22 protein-coding genes are annotated in these 25,651 nt (G+C 48.0%); 14 read left to right on the top strand and 8 right to left on the bottom strand.

What is annotated here, in order from left to right; all coding sequences use genetic code 11:
* Nucleotides 1-10: 10 nt before the first annotated feature.
* The 3 genes from groL to ON05_RS34555 all read right to left on the bottom strand — a co-directional run bounded on the left by groL (nucleotide 11) and on the right by ON05_RS34555 (nucleotide 2,817).
* Nucleotides 11-1,621 (bottom strand): chaperonin GroEL, encoded by a 1,611-nt coding sequence (gene groL, locus ON05_RS34565; RefSeq protein WP_010476537.1) that lies wholly within the window; start codon nucleotides 1,619-1,621, stop codon nucleotides 11-13.
* A 28-nt stretch (nucleotides 1,622-1,649) separates the two neighbouring features.
* The gene (gene groES / locus ON05_RS34560) at nucleotides 1,650-1,961 is read right to left on the bottom strand and encodes a co-chaperone GroES (RefSeq protein ID WP_010476538.1); all 312 of its coding nucleotides are present in this window, start codon (nucleotides 1,959-1,961) and stop codon (nucleotides 1,650-1,652) included.
* A 91-nt stretch (nucleotides 1,962-2,052) separates the two neighbouring features.
* Entirely contained in the window at nucleotides 2,053-2,817 is a 765-nt protein-coding gene (locus tag ON05_RS34555) for a PRC-barrel domain-containing protein (RefSeq protein WP_010476539.1), read from the bottom strand.
* 403 nt (nucleotides 2,818-3,220) lie between these two features.
* Between ON05_RS34555 and ON05_RS34550 the strand changes: the two genes are divergently transcribed.
* The 4 genes from ON05_RS34550 (at nucleotide 3,221) to ON05_RS34535 (ending at nucleotide 6,659) form a co-directional block, all read left to right on the top strand.
* Complete coding sequence (locus tag ON05_RS34550; RefSeq protein WP_010476540.1) at nucleotides 3,221-4,306, top strand: medium chain dehydrogenase/reductase family protein; 1,086 nt, start codon at nucleotides 3,221-3,223, stop codon at nucleotides 4,304-4,306.
* A 64-nt stretch (nucleotides 4,307-4,370) separates the two neighbouring features.
* Complete coding sequence (locus ON05_RS34545; protein ID WP_236619049.1) at nucleotides 4,371-5,198, top strand: DUF6544 family protein; 828 nt, start codon at nucleotides 4,371-4,373, stop codon at nucleotides 5,196-5,198.
* Between the two features lie 326 nt (nucleotides 5,199-5,524).
* Entirely contained in the window at nucleotides 5,525-5,683 is a 159-nt protein-coding gene (locus ON05_RS34540; RefSeq protein ID WP_010476543.1) for a hypothetical protein, read from the top strand.
* Between the two features lie 76 nt (nucleotides 5,684-5,759).
* Nucleotides 5,760-6,659, top strand: a complete 900-nt coding sequence (locus tag ON05_RS34535; RefSeq protein WP_010476545.1) for a sigma-70 family RNA polymerase sigma factor — start codon at nucleotides 5,760-5,762, stop codon at nucleotides 6,657-6,659.
* Nucleotides 6,660-6,664: 5 nt separating this feature from the next.
* Here the strand turns inward: ON05_RS34535 and ON05_RS34530 are convergent, their stop codons facing one another.
* Entirely contained in the window at nucleotides 6,665-9,292 is a 2,628-nt protein-coding gene (locus tag ON05_RS34530) for a glycogen/starch/alpha-glucan phosphorylase (protein WP_010476546.1), read from the bottom strand.
* 477 nt (nucleotides 9,293-9,769) lie between these two features.
* On the opposite strand from ON05_RS34530, the gene ON05_RS34525 reads away from it, so the two are divergent.
* Entirely contained in the window at nucleotides 9,770-14,407 is a 4,638-nt protein-coding gene (locus ON05_RS34525; protein WP_236619050.1) for a PAS domain-containing protein, read from the top strand.
* A 27-nt stretch (nucleotides 14,408-14,434) separates the two neighbouring features.
* On the top strand, nucleotides 14,435-15,454 hold the full coding sequence (locus ON05_RS34520) for an AIR synthase family protein (protein WP_010476548.1): 1,020 nt from the start codon (nucleotides 14,435-14,437) through the stop codon (nucleotides 15,452-15,454).
* Nucleotides 15,455-15,466: 12 nt separating this feature from the next.
* On the opposite strand, the gene ON05_RS34515 is transcribed toward ON05_RS34520, so the two are convergent.
* Nucleotides 15,467-16,354, bottom strand: coding sequence for a geranylgeranylglycerol-phosphate geranylgeranyltransferase (locus ON05_RS34515; RefSeq protein ID WP_262562614.1), 888 nt, complete (start codon nucleotides 16,352-16,354; stop codon nucleotides 15,467-15,469).
* Nucleotides 16,355-16,416: 62 nt separating this feature from the next.
* Nucleotides 16,417-16,992: a hypothetical protein gene (locus tag ON05_RS34510; RefSeq protein ID WP_010476550.1), complete on the bottom strand. Its 576-nt coding sequence runs from the start codon at nucleotides 16,990-16,992 to the stop codon at nucleotides 16,417-16,419.
* Between the two features lie 263 nt (nucleotides 16,993-17,255).
* Here ON05_RS34510 and ON05_RS34505 point away from each other — a divergent pair, with 263 nt between their 5' ends.
* From ON05_RS34505 to ON05_RS34470, 8 genes are all read left to right on the top strand, one after another.
* Complete coding sequence (locus ON05_RS34505; protein WP_010476551.1) at nucleotides 17,256-17,786, top strand: hydrogenase maturation protease; 531 nt, start codon at nucleotides 17,256-17,258, stop codon at nucleotides 17,784-17,786.
* On the top strand, nucleotides 17,779-18,120 hold the full coding sequence (gene hypA, locus ON05_RS34500; RefSeq protein ID WP_010476553.1) for a hydrogenase maturation nickel metallochaperone HypA: 342 nt from the start codon (nucleotides 17,779-17,781) through the stop codon (nucleotides 18,118-18,120). Before ON05_RS34505 ends, hypA begins: the two co-directional genes overlap by 8 nt.
* 1 nt (nucleotide 18,121) lies before the next feature.
* Nucleotides 18,122-18,922, top strand: coding sequence for a hydrogenase nickel incorporation protein HypB (hypB, locus tag ON05_RS34495; RefSeq protein ID WP_010476554.1), 801 nt, complete (start codon nucleotides 18,122-18,124; stop codon nucleotides 18,920-18,922).
* Between the two features lie 75 nt (nucleotides 18,923-18,997).
* A complete protein-coding gene (locus ON05_RS34490; RefSeq protein ID WP_010476555.1) occupies nucleotides 18,998-19,489 on the top strand; it encodes a host attachment protein in 492 nt (163 codons plus the stop codon).
* A 29-nt stretch (nucleotides 19,490-19,518) separates the two neighbouring features.
* A complete protein-coding gene (locus ON05_RS34485) occupies nucleotides 19,519-20,187 on the top strand; it encodes a DUF1614 domain-containing protein (protein WP_029315396.1) in 669 nt (222 codons plus the stop codon).
* A 31-nt stretch (nucleotides 20,188-20,218) separates the two neighbouring features.
* Entirely contained in the window at nucleotides 20,219-20,701 is a 483-nt protein-coding gene (locus ON05_RS34480; RefSeq protein WP_010476557.1) for an adenosine-specific kinase, read from the top strand.
* Nucleotides 20,702-20,752: 51 nt separating this feature from the next.
* The gene (gene hypF, locus ON05_RS34475; protein WP_010476558.1) at nucleotides 20,753-23,230 is read left to right on the top strand and encodes a carbamoyltransferase HypF; all 2,478 of its coding nucleotides are present in this window, start codon (nucleotides 20,753-20,755) and stop codon (nucleotides 23,228-23,230) included.
* Entirely contained in the window at nucleotides 23,221-23,457 is a 237-nt protein-coding gene (locus ON05_RS34470; protein ID WP_010476559.1) for a HypC/HybG/HupF family hydrogenase formation chaperone, read from the top strand. Before hypF ends, ON05_RS34470 begins: the two co-directional genes overlap by 10 nt.
* Before the next feature lie 33 nt (nucleotides 23,458-23,490).
* On the opposite strand, the gene ON05_RS34465 is transcribed toward ON05_RS34470, so the two are convergent.
* On the bottom strand, nucleotides 23,491-24,975 hold the full coding sequence (locus ON05_RS34465; RefSeq protein WP_010476561.1) for a Ni/Fe hydrogenase subunit alpha: 1,485 nt from the start codon (nucleotides 24,973-24,975) through the stop codon (nucleotides 23,491-23,493).
* A 37-nt stretch (nucleotides 24,976-25,012) separates the two neighbouring features.
* Nucleotides 25,013-25,639: a CP12 domain-containing protein gene (locus tag ON05_RS34460; protein ID WP_012167699.1), complete on the bottom strand. Its 627-nt coding sequence runs from the start codon at nucleotides 25,637-25,639 to the stop codon at nucleotides 25,013-25,015.
* Nucleotides 25,640-25,651: the final 12 nt, after the last annotated feature.

Here is a 25,651-nt window from a genome sequence, read left to right as displayed (position 1 = left end):
CTTTCCTTTCTCAACCAGCATTCGCTAAATCCTTTGTTGTGGCCTGAGATTGCTCCGCAATAATGCACTCTGTGGTCAGAACCATACCCGCAATGGAAGCGGCATTTCGCAACCCAGCACTAGTCACCTTAGCTGGATCGACAATCCCGGCAGTAAACATATCCACATACTGGTTGTTCAAGGCATCATAGCCCGTGTTGAACGGTAAAGTCTTAACCTGCTCTACAACCACCCCACCATTCAGACCCGCGTTCTCAACAATCTGTCTCAATGGAGCAGAGAGGGAACGGACTAGAATCATGGCTCCGATCAGTTCATCACCAACCAAATGTTCAGCAGACCAGTCCTCAAGTTGAGGGGCAAGATGCACGAGGGTTGTACCACCACCTGGAACAATGCCTTCCTCAACAGCGGCTTGAGTTGCGTTAATCGCGTCTTCTAGTTTTAACTTACGGTCCTTCATTTCCGTTTCAGTGGCGGCCCCAACCTTGATTACAGCTACCCCACCAGAAAGCTGAGCTAGACGCTCATGCAGTTTTTCCTTTTCAAAGGATGAGTCTGTCTCATCTATCAGGCGATGAATTTGCTCACAACGCGCTTTGACAGCAGCTTCATTGCTTTCCGAGATGAGGGTGGTATGGTCCTTAGTGATGACCACTTGGCGAGCACGGCCCATCATTTCTAGGGTGTCGTTTTCTAAGGTCAGCCCAGTATCTTCGCTGATGACTTGTCCTCCAGTGAGTACTGCTATATCAGCTAACAGATCCTTGCGGCGATCGCCAAATCCAGGTGCCTTAACCCCAGCCACCCTGACAGTACCTCGTAATTGATTTAGGACAAGGGTTGCTAAGGCTTCTTTTTCAATATCTTCAGCAATTATCACAAGAGGTTTACCCGTTTGTGTAACGTTCTCCAGAATGGGCAGTAAGGCATTCACTAAGGTGATCTTTTTATCCGTTAGTAATAGGTAGGCATCATCCAGAGTCGTCACCATTCGCTCGGCATCCGTTACGAAGTAAGGTGAAATATACCCCTTGTCAAACCGCATCCCTTCCGTGACTTCGACTTCGGTCTGCATTGATTGGCCTTCTTCCAAAGAAATCACCCCTTGCTGACCCACCTTTGCCATGGCAGCAGCAATCATTTGCCCCACAGTTTCATCATTGCCCGCAGCAATGGTCCCAACCTGTGAGATCGCATTGGAATCTTTCACAGGTAGTGCATGTTCAGCAATCTGATCCAACAAAAATTGGGTGGCCTGGTCGATGCCCCGTCGTATTGCCATTGGATTGGCTCCCGCTGCGATATTGCGCAACCCTTCCTTTACCATTGCATGGCTTAAAACAACGGCTGTGGTGGTGCCATCCCCTGCCGCATCATTGGTTTTGGCTGCAACTTGGCGCAACAAGGCTACGCCTGTATTGGCTAAAGGGTTGTCTAGTTCAATTTCCTTGGCAATGGTGATGCCATCATTCACAATTTGCGGGGGACCAAATTTCTGCTCAAGGACGACATTGCGACCCCTTGGTCCTAAGGTCACTGCCACTGCTTCAGTTAGCAGATCGATCCCTTGCTCTAAGGCATGGCGAGCTGCTGTATCGTATTGAATTGACTTAGCCATCATTCCTTACCTCCAACACGTTGATTCCCTATGTGACAATCGCGAGAATATCTTGAGCTTTGGTCAGCACATAATCTTCATTACCCAGTTTGATATCCGTTCCACTGTATTTGGCATATAGCACCTGATCGCCGACTTGAACGTCGATGGGGGCATAGGAGCCATTCCCAGACCTCAAACCAGGCCCAACACTAACCACCTCTCCCACTTGAGATTTCTCTTGAGCCGTATCGGGCATTAAGATGCCACCTGCGGTTTTTTCTTCAGCCCTATTTACCTTCAGAAAGACACGGTCGCCGAGAGGGCTAACAGTAGAAACGTTGAGGGTTAGAGTGGACATATCCAATCCTCCATAAATTAAAGGGGTCAGTTCATTTGGGTGGGTGAGCAGCACACCAAAAATAGATAGGCATCCAGATCGTGATCAACCTTTAAAGCTTGTTCTGACTCACAATTTCTTGCCAAGCTTTTTCTAGAGCAGTTTGGGCTAGATTGAGGTTACGACTAATTCCATGCTGCAAACTAGCCCATTGACCTTGAAGAAACTCAGTAGCTTCAGCCAAATGGCGCTGATCATACTTATTCGTGGAAGCAAGAGCTTCGCTAACTTGCTGAATCTTGATCTGAATCTCGTATGGTCCGTCATTTAGGTTGAATAAACGCTGTAAGCGATCCGTCATCTCCTGGATAACAAATTTAACCTCGGTAGATTTTTCGCAAATAAAATCCTTTGACCCTTCTGACTCCGGTTTGAGTAGATTTTTTGCTCCTTCTGGAATCAGGAGGGCTTCAGGTGTGTATTTCTCGATATCCCCAGGGAAGAGGATTGCGCGTTCTCCTAGGTAACTGGCAATCTCTCCTGCCAAGATATAAGCGACGATTTCCCCTGTATGCCAATCGAACAGAAAATCTTCTACCCAGCCCAACGTTTCTCCGACCCTAGATCGGACTGGGAGTTGATATCCATGATGGAGATGGGGTGGGGTTGACACTATGAGGGGACGATCAACCGACACGGTCTCTTTGCCCACACTCGCAACTTGACGAAGAGACCAATACCGCTGGCGACTGGATAGATATGTGACATATCCAGACTCGTCAAGCCAGATCTCTTCCACGTTTCCTAGGTGGGAATTAGTGGTGTTCCCAATTGCAGTTAATCCGACCATTTGACTGTAACGGATGATATTGAACATGGGTGTCTCCACGACCGTTCAGTAATGAGCAACTGTAATGTTTCAGCGATGTTGTGCTCGTTCGATGGTAATTATTAACATCTCTGACCGCTTTCCCTGTTGGAAGCCTGTGAGAAGATTCTTTATCAATCAAGATATCCTTCATTCCCATAACTTAATGGCGAGAAAACGCTTGAAGTCAAGCGTCATGTGCTCAGGAAGAGGGGGAAGGATTAATCTTGAGGGGCAATTCAGATCCTCTCTAGCCATGAGACTAAAGCGAAAAGTTGAAGACAATGTGAGGGGATTAGATCGTCGCTATTGGGTGCTTACAGCCCTCACAATTTTCACAATATCCCACTCTAGATTGGAGGCTAGATGCCCTCAACTGTAAAGCATTTAGCCCTCAAACATAGGTGTTAGTATGCGCTACCGACATGTGATTATTTCCCGCCACGGCGGACCGGATGTTTTAGAGATAGTTATGGATGAACGACCTGAACCTCGGGCGGGAGAAGTGGGAGTACGGGTATTAGCAACTGGTGTGGCTTTTACAGACGTTTTGATCCGCGAGGGACTCTATCTGGGATTACCCAAAGTGCCCTTTACCCCAGGCTATGAAATAGTTGGGATTGTTGATCAGCTCGGTTCTGGGGTCGCGGGGCTGGATATCGGTCAGCGGATTGCGGCCCTGACTGTGGTGGGGGGATATAGTGAGTACGTTTGTTTACCCGCCCATGAATGTGTTCTGGTACCACCTGAGGTGGATGTTGCCGAGGCCGTCGGTCTAGTTTTGCAGTATGTGACAGCCTATCAGTTACTGCACCGAATTGCTAAGGTTCAATCCGGCGATCACATCTTGATTCACGGTGCTGCGGGCGGTGTTGGAACTGCGTTCCTGGAGTTAGGTCACCTCGCGGGCTTAAAGATGTATGGTACGGACTCCGCATCGAAACATGATCTCATTGCCAATTTGGGTGCCACTCCGATTGATTATCAGCAGCAAGACTTCCAACAGCAGATTCGTCGTCTCACGCCCAATGGAATGGATGTGGTCTTTGATGCCATTGGGGGGCGTCATTTACTGGGGTCATACCAAACTTTAGCGCCTGGGGGACAACTCATTAGCTATGGATTTTCCTCAGCGCTATCAGCACATTGGGGCAGGCTGTTGAAAGTCGGGGGGAGTATGGGCCTTCTGACTCTGTTGAACATCTGGCCGGATCGTCGTAGCGCTGTTTTTTACAACATTACTGATTTGAAGCGGCGTCAACCCAATTGGTTCCGAGACGATTTAACGAGCCTTCTGGATCTACTGGCGGATGGCTCTATTCAACCTATCATTGCCGATCGCCTACCCTTAGCAGATGCAGCGGTGGCCCATAACTTACTGGATCACGCTGCAGTGAGAGGTCAGTTAGTCTTACTGTGTGATGAAACTTTCCGGGCGAATTCATCCAAGCCAGAGAGGAAATCCTCGCCTGTTGATCACCCATCTGCTCGAGGTTAAAGTCGGTTTTCCGATGGTTTAGAACCTCTGAACATGATTATTTTTTATGGTTTGGGAGGTTGTTGTGCCCCTTAGGCTCGCAATTTTATTGGCTCTAGCCCTCTTGTTCATTCTGCATTTTGGATCCACTTGGCAGTTTCATCGCTCAATTGAGCAACAAGTCCAGGCTCTGAGAATGCTGACCAATGATGAACAGGTCCTTCAACCCCCCAGGTTGATTTGTGCATTGGCAATGAGATCGCATCGTTCAGACTCAGACCAAGGGCCATCTCAGGATAGTCCCACCACTATTCAGATTCACCAAACGGGTGAAATGCGTTTATCCGAGCAGGGAAGGTGGCTACCGTTTACGGCCACCCAAGACTTTGCGATTCGACAACCGGGGTTTGTGTGGCGAGCCATTTTTCGACTTGCCCCCTTTATTCATATCGAAGTAGTGGACAGCTATGTCCAAGGTAAAGGGAGGCTGGAAGGAAGGCTGTTGGGTTCGATTCCCTTTTTAAGGGTGGCAGGACCGAGTACAGATAAAGGGGAGCTAATGCGGTACCTGGCAGAATTGATCTTTTTCCCAGCTGCGTTTCTGAATAATTCAGCGTTACATTGGCACAAACTGAATGAGTTCACCGTAAAGGTTACAAGTGAACCAGACGTAGGAGTCCATTACAATTTTGATCCTAATGGTGACCTCGTTAGTATCACTGCACCGAATCGACCCAGAATGGTTGCAGGACAAGCCGTTGAAACCCCCTGGAGTTGTGTGGTGTCCGAGTATAGGACATTGGGTGGGTACGATATGCCGACCTTTGGTCAGGTGAGCTGGCAATTGGAAGATGGACCCTTTACCTATTGGCGGGGACGCATTACCCATCTTGAGACGGATCCAGGCAATTAATCACTGTTCCAAGCTGAAGTTTGAGCCGATCTTTGTTCAGCCTTGAACCTTGGTTGAAGTACTTGCCAAGGTTTAGATGTGGCATGGCAGATACTTCAGCCAGCTATTCGCAATCTTTAGTTTAGATGGGCTGAGGGATCTGCCTTTTACTGATGTATAGAACCTCTGTAGTGGCCTGAAGGTGAGTCAGAGATTGGATTATCGACCTCACAAGAATATCAAGACTATTTTCTACTGTAGAAATGAGGATAAACGGCGAATCTCGCTATGAGGCAATCTTTTTTGCCAGTTTATCGGGTTTTAGTTGAAGAAAAGGAGTGTGATATATGCGAATCCCCTCCGATTTAAAACTGTTTTTTCACCCTGACTATCCAGAATGGGTCACGGTATTGAGCTGGTTATTGATGGCGTTGTTCTTATTGTTGAGCTTTGCCATAATGCTTGGTCGAAGTGAGTCAGAATCAGACTTCCTAGATCCACATTAGTCATGGGCGGACGCTCGATCGTGGAATCCGACGCTTTCAAGTCAGCTTAAGTCAGTAACGCGAACAGGTGATCGATATGTTTACAACCATGAGATCGAATAAAGACGCTCTTGGGGCTTATTTGACCCGTATGGGTGGATACTCGCTGTTGACCCATGCAGAAGAAGTGTCATTAGGGCAACAAATCCAATCAGCTCTAAACCCACCGAAAGGGATTTCCCAAGCTGAATTAGACCAGATACAGAAACGGGGGCAGCGGGCAAAACACAGGATGATTTGCGGCAATCTGCGATTAGTGGTCACGATCGCGAAGAAATATCAAAAACGGGGAATGGATTTAATTGATCTCATCCAAGAAGGGAGTTTGGGGCTAGAGCGAGCGGTAGAGAAGTTTGATCCTGCTAAGGGATATCGATTTAGCACCTATGCATACTGGTGGATTCGCCAATCTATCACTCGTGCGATCGCAATGCAGTCCCATACCATTCGCATCCCTGTGCATATGACGGAAAAGCTCAACCGCATCAAACGAGTGCGTCGAGAGCTATCCCAAACCCTTGGACGCACCCCCACTCACCAGGAAATGGTTGCCGAATTAGGCATCACATTGGAACAGCTGCAGAAGACCTTACAAGCCGCCCGGATATCCAATCCTGAATCCCTGAATATCCGAGTAGGGAAGGATCAAGAGATGGAGTTAGGTGATTTGTTAGAAGATTTGCAAATGCCCAGTCCTAATGAAGTGGTGGAACAAGATTTCTTGCGAAATGCTTTATGGTCGGCTCTAGCTCAGCTCAATGACAATGAGCGCACTGTTCTTATCCTCCGCTATGGTCTGGAAGATGGGCGAGAACGCTCTCTCTACCGAGTCAGTCAACAAATGGGCATCAGTCGGGAATGGGTGAGAAAACTCGAACAGACTGCAAAATCGAAGTTACTCCAATCGGGTAATCTACAGGACTTTATGGCGGCATAGAGAACTTAAAAGGGACATGCATCTGCATCCAGACAGTGTTCTCCTGCCAAACTGGCTTCGGCCTGCTGATATTCCTCCAAATGAATGGAGACCGGAATAACCCGCCAAATCTCTCGGCAATATTCCCGAATGGCTCGATCTGAAGAGAACCGCCCAATCCGAGCAACATTGAGAATGGCCGTTTTGGTCCAGGTGTCTTGATCTTGAAATGCCTGTCCCACCTGATCTTGGCAGTCAATATATGACTGATAGTCTGCCAGTAAGCAATAGGGATCTGCTTGCAGAAGTTGATCCACTAGGGGTTGAAATAGCGCCCGATTCCCATGGGAAAAATATCCTGAGGCAATGAGGTCGATCGCTTCTTTCAGGGCTGGATTGGTATTATAGAAGGTCTTTGGGACGTACCCTTGTGCCTTAAGGTCAACAATATCTTCACTGGTATGCCCAAATAGGAAAAAGTTGTCAGCCTCCACTGCCTCACGAATTTCAATATTGGCACCGTCGAGGGTGCCAATGGTTAAAGCGCCATTCATTGAGAACTTCATATTGCCCGTGCCGGAGGCTTCCTTCCCTGCCGTGGAAATCTGCTCCGATAAATCAGCGGCGGGATAAATTCGCTGACTGTTGGTGACATTGAAGTCAGGTAGGAAGACTACTTTGATGAGATCGCAGATGTCAGGATCATGATTTACGACTTCTCCCACCGACGTGATCAGCTTAATGATCAGCTTGGCCATCTGATAGCCAGGGGCAGCTTTGCCTCCAAAGATAAAAGTGCGAGGTGGAACCGCGAGTCGGGGATTGTGTTTGATACGGTTATAGAGCGTAATGATATGAAGCACATTGAGATGTTGGCGCTTATATTCATGAATGCGCTTGGCCTGGATATCAAAAATCGAATCGGGATTAAGAGTCAGTCCTTGGTGAGCTTGAATATAGTCTGCTAGATCCTGTTTCACGGCTCGTTTGACCCGTCGCCATTCTTGGCGGAACGCTGGATCCTCGGCTAAAGATTCTAACCGTTTGAGATCCTCAAGTTGTGTGATCCAAGTTTCACCAATCTCGCGGGTAATCAATTGGGTTAGCCTCTGATTAATTAAGACCATCCACCGTCGCGGAGTTACCCCGTTGGTTATATTGGTGAACTTATGGGGCCACAAGTCATAGAAGTCTTTCAGGACCCCTTTTTTTAAGAGTTCTGTATGCAAAGCGGCCACCCCATTAATGGCGTGACTCCCCACACAGGCCAGATGAGCCATGCGAATTCGTTTGCTCCCGCCTTCTTCAATAAGGGATAAGCGGGCGAGTTTATCTGGGTTACCTAGGTATTTCAGCCGCACCTGATCGAGAAAACGCTGATTAATTTCATAAATAATTTCTAAATGTCGAGGTAAGAGACTGCCAAACAGATTCAAAGGCCAGGTCTCCAACGCTTCAGGCAGGAGGGTGTGATTGGTGTAAGCGAAGGCTTGTTGGGTTATGTCCCAAGCCTTCTGCCAATGAAGCAGATACTCATCTACCAACAACCGCATGAGTTCCGCAACCCCGATCGCGGGGTGTGTATCGTTGAGTTGAATCACAAATTTCTCATGAAAGGTCTCGATCGGGTCACCCCGCAACAGATGAATTTTTAGTAGATTTTGGAGGGAACAAGAAACGAAGAAGTATTGTTGTTCAAGACGCAGTTGCTTCCCTTGGATGGGTTCATCATTGGGATAGAGAACTTTGGTCAGATTTTCGGAAATAATTTTGGCATCGACGGCTCCGTAATAGTCCCCGACGTTAAAGGCTTGAAAATCGAAAGACTCTGGAGCTTCTGCCTTCCAAAGCCGCATCGTGCTCGTGGTGTTTACGCGATAACCGGAAATAGGGGTGTCATAGGGTATTCCATTCACCACTTGGTGAGGTATCCAGCGTACTCGGTAGTCGCCTTGATCATCGGTATAGGGTTCTGTATAGCCCCCACACTTGACCTCTACAGCGTTCTCTGGACGAGGTATTTCCCAGGGGTTCCCCAGACGTAACCATTTATCCGTAATTTCAACCTGCCAACCCTCTCGGATTTCCTGGTCAAAGATTCCGTACTCATACCGAATGCCATAGCCAATCGCTGGAATTTCCAGGGAAGCTAGGGAGTCCATATAGCAGGCGGCTAAACGACCGAGTCCCCCATTCCCCAATCCCGGTTCTTCTTCTTGCGCCAAAATGGATCTCAGATCTAATCCCGAGGATTCCACCGCTTGTTGGACTTGATCATAGATACCGAGATTAACCAGGTTATTTTCTAAGTGAGGGCCTGGTAAATATTCAGCAGAGAGATAACAAACCACCTTGACATCCTGTTCACGGTAGGTTTTGACGGTGTTGATCCAGCGATGCAGTAATCGATCTCGCACCGTATAGGCGACAGCCATGTAGTAGTCATATAGGGTGGCAATTTCTGGGAATTTACCCTGGATGTAATAGAGATTATCTGCGATCGCACGCTGTAGCGTTTCAGAACTCAATCCCGTTCGGTCGTCCTCAATATGAAATGAATCATAAATTTCAGTAATATGCTCTGGAGAGAGTTCCGAAAGACGAAAGGAGTTCTGCGCTCTATTAAGCGAGCGTTGCTCAGATGGTTTATTCATGAACAATTGACGGCATAACGACAATAAAACTTCTTTGGTACAGACTGGTCTGGGCTAATGGATTCCTTCAATATCTAGACAAGACAATACCTTGAGTAAAACGATGCCCATGAACCTTGCGTGCCAAAGTATAGATACCGAAATAGATTGCAATCGTAGGTTTGTTCGTAGACAGCAATACACGATTCTCTCCACACTCCACCTAAAAATAATTGAACGGGCGGGACGTTGGAATCTGTTGTTTTCACACGGCTAAGAATGCCAAAACAATAAGTGAGAAAGTTGAAGAAATTGTGACGAGAATATATTCAATCCCTCAAGATTGAGTCATTCCGCCTCCCGCAAATATGGGGCAATACGATACGTTAGACCGCTCATTGATTGAGTTTTATGCTTCTTTTGCAAAATAAAATCGAGCTGCATTTACAATCAAATGAAAGTAATTGTGGGCAAGTGGGTTCGATGATGCAGCAATTCATGACGTTCCCACTTGAAGCAGCCCTAGATTTGCAACCCCTCATAGCTGCGCCTGATACTCCATTAACAGAAGTCATTGGTCTTACGAGTCGGTCCGCCCTTCATTGCCATTTGATGGCAGATGAGGTTAACCAGCCCACTCTCCCCCAATTGGGAATCGAACAAACGGGTTGTGTACTGTTTGAGGAAGATACTCAACTGGTTGGTATTCTCACTGAACGCGACATTGTTCGCTTAATTGCTGAGAATCGCTCGTTGGGTGAACTCACCGCTGCAGCAGTGATGTCCCAACCCGTCGTAACGTTGGTTGATGATGGGCATTCAACTGTATTCACCGCATTAGAGCGGATGAATCGACAGCACATTCGTCATTTACCTGTGCTGGATCAACAAGGACAGGTGAAAGGACTACTGACCCCTCGCCGAATTCGGAATCTGCTGCAACCGTCTGATTTACTTAAAATTCGTCGGGTAAGGGAGGTAATGACCCCAGATGTGGTTCAAGCTTTACCTACTAACTCACTGTTGCAGATTACCCAGTGCATGAATCTGCAGGGAGTGAGCTGTATCGTTATGGTTGAACCTGCCGATGATCTCACAGAAAATCACTGCCCAATCGGGATTATTACAGAAAGAGATATTGTCCAATTTCAGCGATTGGAGCTGGATTTCGCCCAGACTCAAGCACAAGAGGTGATGAGTACCCCTCTTTCCCTCGTTACTCCAGATGATTCCCTGTGGACCGTCCATCAGAAAATGCAGCAGCAAAAAGTCCGTCGATTAGTCGTCGCTGATGGACATGGAACCTTGCGGGGCATTGTCACCCAGAGGAACTTGCTACCCGTAGACCCTGCTGAAATTTATGAGGTCGTGGAACTACTCCAGCAGCAAATCACGCAACTGGAGACCCAAAATCATCAACTACTCCAAAAACGCAACCAAGAACTGGAGCAGCTGGTGCAAGATCGAACATCGAAATTAGAGCGCCGAGATCTTATGCGACACCATCTGGCTAAAGGTCTGGCAACATCTACTGGTGAGGATTTCTTCCAATCCCTTGTGACACATCTGAATCAAGTACTCCCTGCAGATTTCGCTCATATTGGTCAGCTTGTCAATATAGAGGGCCAAGCAACGATTCGCACCCTTGCGGTGGCAAAGGCAGGACAGCTCCAATCCAACTTTGAATATGCTCTAGCTGGGACTCCCTGTGAGGAAGTCATTGAACAACAATCCTGTATGTATCATCAGGGCGTCCAAGCGGTTTTTCCTCATGATCAGATGCTCAGGGACTTAAGCATAGAAGGGTATTTGGGGATTCCCCTCATCTCTAGTGCTAAGCAAGTAGTGGGATTAATTGTTGTTTTATGCCGACAGCCCCTTGACGATCTGGCGTTTATAGAAGAGGTGCTGACGATTCTGGCCCAGAAAACCACAGCAGAGCTTGAGCGCCAAACCGCAGAAACTGACCGTAATCGGTTCCTTTCAGTTTCTTTGGACCTGCACTGTATTGCGGGCTTTGACGGTTACTTTAAAACCGTCAATCCTGCTTTTATTAGCACTTTAGGCTATTCAATCAAAGAACTCTTGGCTCAGCCTTTCCTTAACTTTGTTCACCCCGAGGATCGGGATGCCACTGTCAGAGAATTAGAGCAGTTGGCAATGGGCACTAATACTATTGCCTTTGAGAATCGATATCGCTGCCATGATGGCTCCTACCGCTGGTTTCTCTGGTCCGCCACACCATACCTTCAGCAGCAACAGATTTATGCAAGCGCCAGTGATATCACTAAGCAAAAAATAATCGAGCAGACCTTAGCCTTGAGAGCCAGACAACAGACTTCAGTGGCTCAATTAGGGGCATTAGCCTTAGCAAGTCGAGATATCGATGGTTTGATGAATGAAATTGTCAGAGTCGTCTCTCAGACTTTGGAGGTGGAATATTGCAAAGTACTTCAGTTACGTCCCGATGGTGAATCGTTATTGCTGAAGGCCGGGGTGGGTTGGCAACCTGGACTGGTGGGTCAGGCCATCATTGGGACTGAGCAAGAGTCCCAAGCTGGTTATACATTGCGGAGTTCTAGGCCAGTCATTGTTGACAACTTGGAGACAGAAACTCGATTTAGCGGTCCGCCATTGTTACTGGATCATAAGGTCGTTAGTGGGATGAGTGTCATTCTTCAAGGGCAACATCAAACGTACGGGGTAATCGGTGCTCATACCGGCCACCATCGTCTATTTAATGAGAATGATATTGACTTTCTCCAGTCAGTGGCCAATTTGTTAGCGCAAGCCTTAGATCGGCACCAAATCGATCAAACTTTGAGACAAAGCGAACAAGAATATCGAACATTGGCAGAAAATCTACCAGGGATCGTTTATCGGGTCTTTCCTGAAGATCACAATAGAATGGTGTTTCTGAATGATCAGTGCAAAACATTAACAGGTAATGATTCCATCGACCTTTCAGTCGGAGAAGTTTGCTCCATTGATCCGATGATTGTGCCAGAAGATCGGCCCCAAGTGGTTACAACCGTACAGGAGGCTGTCTCTTCTCTGATGCCATTTCAAGTGGAGTATCGAATACAGGATAAACAGGATCAAATTCGGTACTTTTGGGAAAAAGGACAACCTATTCCGGCTCAAAATGGTCAACCTCTCCATATAGATGGCGTAATTTTTGATGTCACTGAAGGTAAGCTGGCCGAAGTTGCACACCAAGAAAGTCAACAGCGTCTCAACAATATTCTAGAATCCCTGCAAGATATCGTTTGGTCCGTAAAGGCAGATTCATTTGAGTTGTTGTACCTTAGTCCAGCCGCTGAAGAGATATATGGACGCCCTATTTCAGCATTTATAGATAATTCACAACTCTGGTTACAAGCTATGCATCCCGATGATCGGGCAAAAGTTAGCGGTTTTTCTGAACGTATCCTGGAGACGGGTAGCCAAGAAGTAGAATATCGCATTGTCCGGCCGGATGGGTCGATTCGGTGGCTATTAGATCGGGGCAGGGTGATCAAAGATGCCGAAGAGAGAGTCCTGCGATTGGATGGCGTGGCGACAGATATTACAGAACGCAAGCAATCACAAGAACAAATTTCAGAACTAGCAGCGCTATTGAATGTCGCCACCGATGCCATTCTGGTCCAGGGACCTGATGGTCGGATTCAATACTGGAGCAAAGGTGCATCTGCTCTTTATGGCTGGACTCAGGAGGAAGCGCTTAGTCAAGAAGTTGGCCAGTTACTAGAAGTAACCGACGAGAAAGCAGCAGAAATTGAACAATATGTGAGGCAACATGGAAAGTGGCAAGGCGAACAGCAACAGGTGACTAAATCAGGGGATGCGATCACGGTGATGAGCCGATGGACGTTGGTCAAAGATAGTTTAGGGAATCCCAAAGCCATACTCATTGTCAATACCGATGTCACTCAAGCTAAAAAACTCGAAAAACAATTTTTACGGGCTCAACGATTGGAGAGTATTGGGGCACTTGCTAGCGGAATTGCTCATGACCTTAATAACATTCTGACGCCTATCTATGGAGTAGCCCAGCTTTTACCTTTGCAACTTCCCAATGCCAGTGAACAAATTCAGCACCAGTTTGAGATTTTACAAACCTGTGCACAACGGGGGTCAAAACTGATTACCCAGGTGCTCTCATTTTCTAGGGGCGCAGATGGTGAACGCGCAATTCTTTACATCAAACCCTTACTGAGTGAGCTGAGAGACTTTACCCTAAAAACATTTCCTAAATCGATTGAAGTATCTACGCATATCCCTGACGATCTTTGGTCGATTCATGCCGATGCGACCCAGGTACATCAAGTCTTTATGAATCTACTCGTCAATGCTCGTGATGCTATGCCAGAGGGCGGTTCTTTGTCCATCCATGCAATGAACTTTCCCCTAGATGAAGCCCTTGCAGCAGATTTTCTCAACGCCCAAGCTGGACCGTACATTTTGATCACCGTTACAGATACTGGAATTGGAATTCCTCCTGAACTACAGGAACAGATTTTCGAGCCCTTCTTTACTACCAAGGAGCCTGCGGGAGGAACCGGATTGGGGCTCTCGACGGTCAACAAGATTATTCAAAGCCATTATGGATATATCACCGTCTACAGTGAAGTTGGTCAAGGGACTCAATTCAAAGTCTACCTCCCTGCTATTGAATCAGTCAGCAGTGTAGAGGAAGAACAATTAGAGTGTCCTAACGGTCAGGGCGAGGTTGTTTTAGTCGTTGATGATGAAGCTCCGATTCGAGAAGTGGCCCAGAGTATGTTGGTAAAGCACAACTATCAGGTCATGGTCGCAGATGATGGTATTGATGCCATTGCTCAGTATGCTCAACATCATACAGAGATTGATGTTGTATTGATGGATATGCAGATGCCAACACTCAGTGGAGAAACGACCATTCAAACACTGCGAAAAATCAATCCTCAGCTTAAAGTCATCGTGACCAGTGGCCTCTTAGTTGATGAGACATTTGCTTTATCCCTTGGACAGTGTGTTAAAGCCTTTCTTCAGAAACCTTTTTCTTCGGATGCCTTGCTCAGAATGTTACAGAATATCCTGCAAGAAAAATCACAGGATACAGAGACCGAAGCTTCTGCTAATAAAAGTGACTAGAAGATATTTTTAGATGAGGAGGTTAAGGTGACACAGGATCCTCTGCCGGTTGGTAAATTACCCTCACATCTATTGGCCCACCTTCTCTCTCAAACTCCCATTCATGATCCTCAAGTCTTATTGGGGCCAGGCATTGGGCATGATTGTGCTGTCGTCGATGGAGGAGCAAAGTTATGGGTCATTAAATCTGATCCCATTACCTTTGTTACAGATGACATTGGCTGGTATGTCGTCCAGATTAATGCTAATGATATTGCCACAACAGGAGCTACTCCCCGCTGGTTGATGGCCACTATTCTTCTCCCCGAGCAGAGGACCACTGCAACTTTGGCTGAACGCATTCATCAGCAAATTTACACGGCTTGTCAGGAGATCAATGTCTCTTTAATTGGGGGGCATACTGAAATCACCTATGGCCTAGACCGACCCATCGTTGTCGGAACACTGATTGGTGAAGTGGCGCGAGATTGCCTTATTACTCCTCGCGGTGCTAAGCCTGGTGATCGCATTTTGTTGACTAAAAGTGTACCCATTGAAGCTACGGCAATCTTAGCTCGCGAATATTCTGAACAAATCAGTCAGGCGTTAACTTCCGATGAGCTGACTCAGGCGAGGGGTTATCTCTATAAGCCTGGTATTAGTGTGCTCCGTGATGCCCAACTTGCAAACCAAGCTGGACTAGTCTCGGCGATGCATGACCCGACTGAAGGGGGGTTGCTAGCAGCTCTTTGGGAGCTAGCCCAGGCCAGTAACTGTCAATTGGTAATCGACCTTGAGAAAGTGCCAATATCAGACCTCTCGGCCCATATTTGCCGTGTTTTCAAGATTGATCCATTGGCTGCGATTGCTTCTGGAGCGCTTTTACTCACAGCTCCCCAACGGGATGCACCATCAATTTGCCGGACCTTAAACACATCTGGTATTCCCTGTTGCGAGATTGGTGATGTTCAATCCGGCAATGCCACCGTATGGTCTAGAACAGCCTTGGAGAAGGAACCGCTACCTTGTCCTAGTCGAGATGCGATCGCAACAGTGATCAGTCCTTAAGCTCTTGTACTTCTAGAGAGAGGGGGCCGTTCCAAATAGCCCGAATAAGCCAAGAATCATTCCTATGCGTCCCAGCACAATTAGGTTTGTATAGGTCTGGGAAGTCTGAATGATCTGATACCGCCAGAGCGCGAGGGCATAGCTTAACAACATCAAAATGGCACAACATCCAAACAAGGCCGGATGGGCCATGGTGAGTCGTGCGATGGCTAGGGGAATCGAAATGAGCAGTAGCCCTATTAATCCCCAAGCGATTGAAAATGCCGGTGTTAGTCCCCATAGATTTGCAATGGTATTTACCCCCCGTTGTTGATCTCCCTCTGCATCGTGAATATCCCAAACAATTTCTTTAGCCAAAATATAGAAAAACAAAAAGATACTCGGATAGAGCATTGCCCAAGGGCGTTCCGCAACTAGGCTAGCGAAGAAGATTAAAGCCGCAACAATCATTGATACAACACCGTTGCCTAGAATTCCGCTGATATTCAATATAGGGGCATAATTCCAAAGCAGCAGAGCACTGATAGCCACTACAATCCAGCACGATAGACCAAGAGGGATTGCTGCGCCTAAAGCAATACAGAATAGCATCACTGCAATCCACCACGCATGATGAGGTAGCAGAGTGCCAGAGGGAAGGGGGCGTTCAGGATGGTTGATACGATCTTTTTCAATATCATCGAAATCATTGATGGCAAAGGCTCCAGCCGTCATACATATCAATACTGTGGCTGTCTGTAGATAGACCCAAACTGATGTCTGAGGTTGTAGCACAAATACTGAGAGACAGCTCGCCATAGCCGCTAGAACACTGAGTGTGGGACGGCAGAGTTGAGCGACCCCCTGAACCAGGTTAGGAAAATTAAATTGTTTGGGAGAGGAGGGAAGGGTAACCATCATTCACCTCCGAATTTAGCGTTGACGTTCTCTAGGTATGTCTTGGTGGGTGTAAGTCTTTCGGCTCAGAACTCTGTTGGTGTCTGCCAATCACAGAGTTGAGTAGGAGAACGCATTTTCACGGTTGGATATTGATGGAATCCGTCCATATCCAACTTCACTTCATCAAATCGAAGCCAATTGACTCTTCCGGACTGTTCTCTGACGCTGCGAACAACATAGCCATTTTGCAGGGTTAAGTGCTGATCTAATCGCCAGGTGTATTGTGACGTTGTGATTGGAGGCCAAGGGTGACCTGGCCAAGACAATGCCAACCCCTGCCCTCTCACCCGGTTCTGTTCTGCTTTACCTTGAACACAGATATAGGTTCCAGAATGGGGGAAACCGTAATATCCATCCACGTATTCGCCCCGCTTAGCAAAGGTAAAGCAAACCCCATTACCATCCCGCCCATCTTTAGGTTCGGGCAGACTACAAACTTGATAGTTCCCATCCGCCAGTAATTCCAGTCGCCAGGTTTGAGAAGTGGCCAGGGTTGGAACAGACGGATGCTCAGTGACATTCATAGGGGATGAAACAGTCGTGACGATTAAAGGGATGCCCATCATCGCCAATATCTGGAGCAGGGTTATTGCAAACATCCTCTCACCTCCACAATGATTGGGATGAGCAATGCAGCTTTAGTTACATTTTTAGCCTATGCCATAAACTTGAAGACGCTATGACGATTGAGTTTGCTGGTTTAGCCGGTTGATCGGCCAGTTTGAACTTCCATCCTCACAAGTTCCTCAATATTGATCCGTTTATTGAGTCAAAAGGGAAGTGGTTGAAGCCCTGGCAGCCCTCATAAGCTCTTCAACTTTAAGCCCTATCGTCAAGGTGATGAGTATAAGGATGCATCTTCATGAACGCTTCACCAGCCGTTCCCCAACCCACTAAACCCCATTCAATCTTAGTGATTGGTTATGGAAACCAGCTTCTTTGTGATGATGCCATTGGCCCTCGGATTGCAGATGAGGTCGCGATTTGGCGTCTTCCTCAGGTAAGACCGTTAACCGTTCAACAACTCACACCTGAACTAGCTGCAGAACTGGCGAACACAGAAACCGTAATCTTTATTGATGCCTGCCGTATGGACCCCGATCAGGCGGTCAGAGTCACGCAAATTTCCCCTAGGGGAATGGAAACCGCTGGTAGCACGGTCCCTTCTATGGGGCATACCTGTGATCCGCGCTCATTACTCGCTTTAACCCACTCAGTCTATGGGCATCATCCCCAAGCCTGGTGGGTAGAAGTCAAAGCCATCGAATTTGCTGTGGGTGAGCATCTGTCCACCACGGCAGAGGAAGGCATTGCAGAAGCACTGGACGCCATTCAAGAACTTATCCAGTTACAGCTGGATTCTGTTTCTAGTTCAATCAAGCCTCATGCATGAAGTGAGTTTAATGCAAACCACCTTAGACATCGCCTTCGACCATGCAGCTCAACAAGGTGCTCAGCATATCCACTGGATTAAGCTGCGGGTCGGGGAATTGTCGGGTGTGATTCCTGAAGCCCTCACTCTCGCCTTTGAAATCGTTACGGCTGGCACGATGGCTGCGAATGCTCGACTTGAAGTAGAAACGGTGCCCGTGATGTGCCACTGTTCAGCTTGTGATCTGGATTTTCAGCCCACTAGCTGGGTGTATGTTTGTCCCACTTGTCATCAGTTCACTACCGATTTGCGTCAGGGCAGAGAACTGGAGCTAACAGCAATGGAGGTCTCGTAGGATGTGTGAAGATTGCGGCTGTAGTGCTGGATCTGTCCAGATTCATCAAGGCCATGACCCTCAATTGAACCAAGCAGGAACAAGCATAGAGGCTCCCAGCGTTCGCCACCTTGACCTTCATGCCAAGATTCTGGAACACAATGATCGCATTGCTAATCAAAATAGAGTCCTGTTTCAGCACCAGGGCTGGTTAGCGGTGAATATGCTATCTTCGCCGGGTTCGGGGAAAACAGCTTTGATTGAGCGACTCGCCCAAGATAAACGGAATGATTGGCAAATTGGAGCCATTGTTGGCGATTTAGCGACGGTGAATGATGCCAATCGATTAGGCCATGCTGGGGTATCAGCGGTCCAAATTACAACGGGGACAGCATGCCACTTAGAAGCCAGCATGGTGAGCCACGCTTTATCCAAACTCCCGCCCAAATCTTGGGATCTTCTCGTGATTGAAAATGTTGGCAACCTCGTTTGTCCCGCTGCGTTTGATTTAGGAGAACAAATCAGAGTCGTCATCCTCTCTGTAACCGAGGGCGAAGATAAGCCCCAAAAATATCCAGCAATGTTCACGTCGGCTCAGGTCGTTTTGATCAATAAAACGGATATTGCGGAGGCTGTGGGATGGCAACGAGACCTTGCGATTTCAACGCTCCAACAAATCGCTCCTCAAGCGACCCTCTTTGAGGTATCAGCTCGAACGGGAGCAGGTATGGATGCCTGGTATACCTATTTGGACCAGTGTCGCCAAGACCTTAACAGACTATTACCTCGCTCTCAAAACTCACAAGTTTTACAGACTCAGTAGACTATCCTCAAACTAACCCCAGAGGGAACTGATTTATCCATCTTGCCATTCTGTAATTGCTTAAGGAGCGATCAGATGAGCCAATATCTTGTGACGATTATCAATAAAACTAACGCTCGTTTTTTCACCTTAAGCAATCCCCCACCCCTTGAACATTCTGGCCCTAGTCTAGTGGAACATCAGGCACTGCTCAATCCCATCCAGAGCCAGGCGGGTCGAGAATTATGGACGAGTAGCAAAAGCGGAGGCAATCGGGGGACAACCCGCCAAAGCCATGGGTATGACGACCACCGTCAAAGCCACCTCAAGGAATTTGATCGACGGTTTGCCCATACGATCAATGCTGGGATTACCCACTTCATTCATACGTACCCCATCCAACATATTCTGCTAGTGGCTGAACCACAGATTCTGGGACATTTACGACCCATTCTAATGGCAACGTTACCGAAAGCCCTTCTCCCTGTGGAGGTTGCGAAGGATCTCTGTAATTTATCTGTTTCAGAGATCTACAAATACCTACTCGACCAACAGTTGTTACCCAGGCTAGCTAAACAGGCCAGTTAGGACTGTTTAAAACGGTAAGGATGATTCATATGATCTATTTACCCGTTTCTCTACTGCTATTTCTCTTATTTGTACTGTTCCTACCCTTCGTCTGGTTGGTATTGACGATTGATGTCGTTCAGCTAGCTGCTGCAAAGTTAGGATTTACGCCTCATGTGGCCCTCATACTCTTGGTCTTAGTCATTTTGGGTAGTACGATCAATATCCCTCTTTATCGCATGGACTCACCTGTGTACGCGATGGATGACTTTTTGATGTACTACCAACGTCAATTCTGGGGGATTCCATTGCTCAAAATGAGACAAACAAAGGTCGTAGCCCTGAATGTGGGGGGTGGCTTAATTCCCATTATTCTGGCCATTTACCAATTTAGACAGGCTAATCCAGCAGCCATCTTGCTGATTACATCTATCGTGACCGTTGTTTGTTTCTATGCCGCCCATATCGTCCCTGGAATTGGGATTACGATGAACCCATTACTCGCCCCTTTGACTGCGGCATTAACGGCAATGTTATTGGGAATAAATCATGCTCCAGCGACGGCTTTTGCTGGAGGTATCATAGGAACCTTAATCGGTGCAGATTTATTACATCTAAGGGATATAACAGCTATGAGCGGCGGTGTCCTCAGTATTGGCGGCGCCGGGGTTTTTGACGGAATTGCCCTTTGTGGTTTGTTGGCCCTTTTACTGACTTAAAGATATGACGGTTTTTGTGAGGCGAAGCACTATGGAAGTGACCACCGTTGTCCTGGATGTCCCTGAACATACAAATTTAATCTTGGGCCAAAGCCATTTCATCAAGACAGTGGAGGATTTATATGAAATTATGGTCGGAACTTGCCCTCAGGCAAAATTTGGTCTAGCGTTCTGCGAAGCATCAGGGCCTTGTCTGATCCGGTTTGCGGGCAACGACCCTTCACTCCAAGATATCGCTGTCAGTAATGCTAAGAAAATCGCCGCGGGTCATAGTTTTATTCTATTGATGCAAGATGCTTTTCCCATTAGCGTTTTGAATGCGATTCAGCAGTCCCCAGAAGTCTGCACCATTTACTGTGCGACGGCTAATCCTGTAGAAGTTATCCTGGCCAAGACGGACCAAGGCGCTGGGGTATTAGGTGTAATCGATGGCTTCGCTCCCAAAGGAGTGGAAGGAGAAGAAGACATATTGGAGCGTCAAGATTTTCTTCGCCAAATTGGCTATAAATTTTAGCCTCCTCAATCAAAGCAGCCTGGTTATGAATGATCGAGGAATGGATATTTGATGATGACCCATCAGCGCCTCCAACTAACGATTCAAGGAGCCGTTCAAGGCGTTGGGTTTCGGCCATTTATCTTCCGTTTAGCGACCCGATTGAAACTCAGGGGTTGGGTGTCGAATGATACCCAGGGGGTGGTGATTGAAGTGGAAGGTGGCCCTGAACGGTTGAACCAGTTTCTCGCTCAACTCCAAGCCAATCCCCCTGTTCTCGCTGAAATTGAGACTATCAAGCAAAAGTATATTCCACCTTTGGGTGAGCACACCTTTACGATTCGTCCCAGCCAAAACGGCCCTAAAACCACCCTCTTGCTGCCGGATGTCGCTACGTGTGCCGATTGTCTCCGTGAGCTGTTCAACCCTAGCGATCGCAGATACCGCTACCCGTTTATCAACTGTACGCACTGTGGGCCGAGGTATAGCATTATTCGAGCCTTACCCTACGATCGCGGTAATACCGCAATGGCGAGTTTTCACATGTGTCCCAATTGCTTGTCAGAGTATCAGAATCCCTTATCTCGCCGATTTCATGCTCAACCGATTGCCTGTCCTACCTGTGGCCCCATCGTTGAAGTATGGCATTGGCAGAAGGAACGTTGGGTTAGCAATCAGCTTCAGGGACAGGCCGTTCAACAAAACCAGGAGGGGATAGCGGAAAAGACGGAGGGACTTGGGGCTATCGGGTTAGCTGCTGTAGCCCTTCGTCAGGGTCTGATCGTCGCGGTAAAAGGAGTGGGGGGCTTCCATTTGTTAGTCGATGCTCGCAATTCGGATGCAGTAAAGCGGCTAAGAACGCGCAAGAAGCGCCCCAATAAACCCTTCGCCTTGATGTACCCATCTTTGGAACGGGTCAAACACACCTGCGAAGTATCTGAACTGGAGGCGGAGCTGCTGCAATCGCCCAAGGCCCCCATTGTTTTACTTCAGCGAAGACACCTCTCACTGGCAGACCCAATTGCCGATGAAGTCGCCCCAGGTTGCTCTCACCTGGGCGTACTGCTACCTTACACTCCGATTCACCATCTCCTGATGGCCGACCTCGACTTCCCCATCGTTGCTACCAGTGGCAATCTCAACGGTGCACCCATCAGCTTCAATGTGGAAAAAGCCTTGGATGACCTCAAATCTATCGCCGATCTGTTTCTGATCCATAATCGTCCTATTTTGCACCCTATAGATGACTCAGTTGTCCAAGTTATCAATGGGCAAACTCAACTCCGCCGCCGTGCCCGAGGATATGCGCCGCTCCCCCTATCCGTCACTTTTCCGTCTCATCATTCCAGCCCCAAAGGCTTATCGGCAACGCCACAATCTGCCCGACCCCCAAAACGCCCTACGATCCTCGCGGTGGGTTCTCATCTAAAGAACACCATTGCCCTCTCCTTAGACGATCACGTTTTTATGAGTCAACATCTGGGGGATCTGGACACCGTGCCCTCCATCGACCGTTTTCAGCAAACCCTTCAGGCGTTACTTCAGCTCTACGAGTGCCAACCTAACCTGGTCGCCTGTGATGCTCATCCAGATTATGCTTCCACCCAAGCTGCCCAAGCTTTGGCTCAGCAATGGCAAGTTCCCTTATTATCTGTGCAACATCACTATGCTCATGTGTTGGCCTGCATGGCAGAACATCATTTAGAAGCTCCTGTTCTGGGAATTGCTTGGGATGGAGCGGGTTATGGATTGGATGGGACCGTCTGGGGCGGAGAATTTCTGCGAATCACTTCATCTGGGTTTGAGCGGGTCGGCTACTGGCGTCCCTTTTTCTTACCCGGTGGTGACCAAGCCGCTCGTGAGCCCAGACGAACGGCGATGGGGCTGCTCTATACCTGCTTTGGGGGCAAGATTTTTGAGTGGGAAGGCTTAGCGCCCTTGAAGGCTTTTTCCCAGCCGTCTGCCCAGGTATTGCAGGCAATGCTGGATCGGTCTCTGAATACCCCTCTAACTTCAAGTGTGGGGCGATTCTTTGATGCGATCGCATCCCTCACGAACCTGATGCAAAACACCCATTTTGAGGGGCAAGCAGCGATGGCCTTAGAGTCTATCTTGGGTAGGGCTGCAACAGAAGACGACTATCCTTTCCATCTCTCGGCTTCATTGCCCTTCGTGGTGGATTGGGAACCGATGTTGATGGCCATTCTGGCCGATATTGATCAGGGCGTTGATACTAGCTGGATCTCCACTAAGTTTCACAATACTTTGGTTGAAATCATTGTCCAAATCGCCTATCAAATCGGCGAGCCATATATCGTGCTCACGGGCGGATGTTTTCAAAATCAATATCTGAGTGAAAGAGCCATCCACAGATTGCAGGAAAGCCAGTTCCGCCCCTACTGGCATCAGCAAGTCCCTACCAATGATGGAGGGATTGCCCTTGGACAAATCATGGCTGCCCATCGCCACTATGCTGGACGCTTTCCCAAGGTCAATGAGACGTTTAACAGACAACAGCCCTTTGTCGAGGCAGATTCACCATGTGCTTAGCGGTACCCGGCCAGATTATCAACATCTTGGATCATGATGACCCGCTGTTACGGATGGGGAAAGTGAGTTTTGCAGGCGTTCTAAAGGAGGTCAGTCTTGCTTATGTTCCCCATGCGGATGTGGGTGACTATGTCATTGTCCATGTGGGGTTTGCTTTGAACGTTATTGATGTTGAAGAAGCTGAGCGGACCTTACAACTTTTGGACAATATCAGCCCGCCTGCCTGAGGGAAACAATCATTGACAAAAGCACTGATAGTCTCAACCTTTAACTTGAAATTCTCCCGTTGATGTTCTCCATACCTCACTAAGGACTTGACCACTGTTTACTGATTTGCACTGGATATGAAGTGGCATCTGGCCTGCCGCATGAGTCGAGCAACTTAAACAAGGATCAAAGGCCCTAATGCCGGCTTCGACTCGATTGAGCATCGACTCAGGAATATCGGGTCCATGGAGGTAGTGACGAGCAATCTGAGCAACGGTGCGGTTCATGGCCAGATTATTTTGTCCCGTGGCGATGATCAGATTTACGGATTGGAGTAACCCCGTTGTATCCACTTGATAGTGATGAAACAGCGTCCCCCGTGGTGCTTCACTCACCCCAACCCCCTCTAATTGATTGACATCGGCCTGGGCTCTGAGGGGAGGTTGGCAGAGTTCTGGATCTTCTAATTTCTGCTCAATGCGTTCTATACAAGCCAAAATCTCAATTAAGCGAGCGTAATGGTAAAAGAAGGAAGAGGTAACGGTCCCATTGCCCCGCTGGCGGAATTCTTGTAATTCCTGGTCGGCTAAGGGCGTGCCCATGCGATCGCAAACGTTGAGTCGGGCTAAAGGCCCCACCCGATACATGCCATTTTGTAAACGGCACAGTCCTGGAGACTGATCAGGATAGCCCAAGGGACGATAGTAGGGAGACTTCAAATAAGAATCAGTCTGAACCGCTTCGCCAATAAAGGACTGGAATTGGCTCGGATCAAGATGATCCGCAATGATATTACCGACACTATCCACAAACCGTAAACAGCCCTGGTAATGTTCCCAGAGTCCATTTGGGTTGATTAACCCCATAAATAAGCTGGGGAAATTCCCAAATATTCGAGCCTCACTGGCATGGTCTTCTAACAAGTCTTTGAACCGACTCAGCGTTGTAAGGGCCGTTGATCGTACCTCTAGCAACCCCGCTCGGATTTGTTCACGTCCCTGGTCGGTTAGAGCCGATCGGACGCCTCCGGGGACAGCCCAAGCCGGGTGAATTTTCTGCCCACCTAAATGCTGAATCACTTCCTGACCAAACTGGCGCAACCTAATACCGCTGCGGGCCAGATCCGGCTCTGCAGCCATCAGACCAAACACATTTCGCTGGGCTGGATCGCTCTCCCACCCCAACAGTAGATCGGGACTACTCAGATGGAAAAAACTCAAGGCATGGGACTGAATAATCTGTCCTAAGTTCATTAAGCGGCGCAATTTCTCAGCCGCTGGAGGAATGTGAACGGCAAGAATCTGGTCTCCAGCTTTCGCTGACGCGAGTAGGTGGCTGACTGGACAAATCCCACAGATGCGCGGGGTAATCCCCGGCATCTCCCAAAAGGGTCGGCCTTCGCAAAACTTCTCAAATCCACGAAACTCCGTCACATGAAATCGAGCATCCGTAACTTCACCTGCGTCATCCAAGTAAATCGAGATTTTGGCATGGCCTTCAATCCGAGTGACTGGATCAATGATGATTCTCTGAGGCATTGTAAGTTATCTGTTTTTTAGGATAAACATGAGCTAGCTATCCACTACACCAGGCATCATACTCTCGATCTTTGAAGGCTTCTGGGTACTCCTCACAAAACGCTTCAAAAGCTGTTTTTTCGAGCTTTTCGGCCCGTTGATGAGCCGCTTCCGCTTGGACTGCATCAACGTCTTGCCAAGCTTGTCTACAGGCTTTGGAGTTAGTGCCCTTTTGCTTACAAATTGCATGAGCGTCCGCAATTAATTGCTGTGTTTTTTGAGCAAGCTCCACCTCCAAGGGATTCTCCAAGAAATCCCCTTGATCGAGAATGTCAGAGATTGAGAGAATACCCAGCAGACTCCACTGGATAATGGGTGCGGCATGTATACCGGTAGTGGTCAATAATCTTGCGGCATATTCGACCCCGAGTTCCGGATTGAGTACCAAACAAGGTTTCGTCATAATTTCATAGACTCTCACCTGCCGTGGATCACGACCAAAAGCCGTTACCTTCGCAACGATATCGAAGGCGGTCACAATTCCGTAAGCATCTTGCTCATGGTTCCGATCAACAATGAGGGCATGAATTCCATGTCGTCGCATCAATCGGACGGCCTCAGCAACCTTCGCCGAATTCCGAATTTTGATGACTTCTGTCGTCATAATGTCTGCAACTTTCATCATTGCGATTTCTCC

This window comes from Acaryochloris sp. CCMEE 5410 (assembly GCF_000238775.2).
Lineage (GTDB): Bacteria > Cyanobacteriota > Cyanobacteriia > Thermosynechococcales > Thermosynechococcaceae > Acaryochloris.
This window is presented reverse-complemented; position numbering and strand designations above follow the sequence as displayed.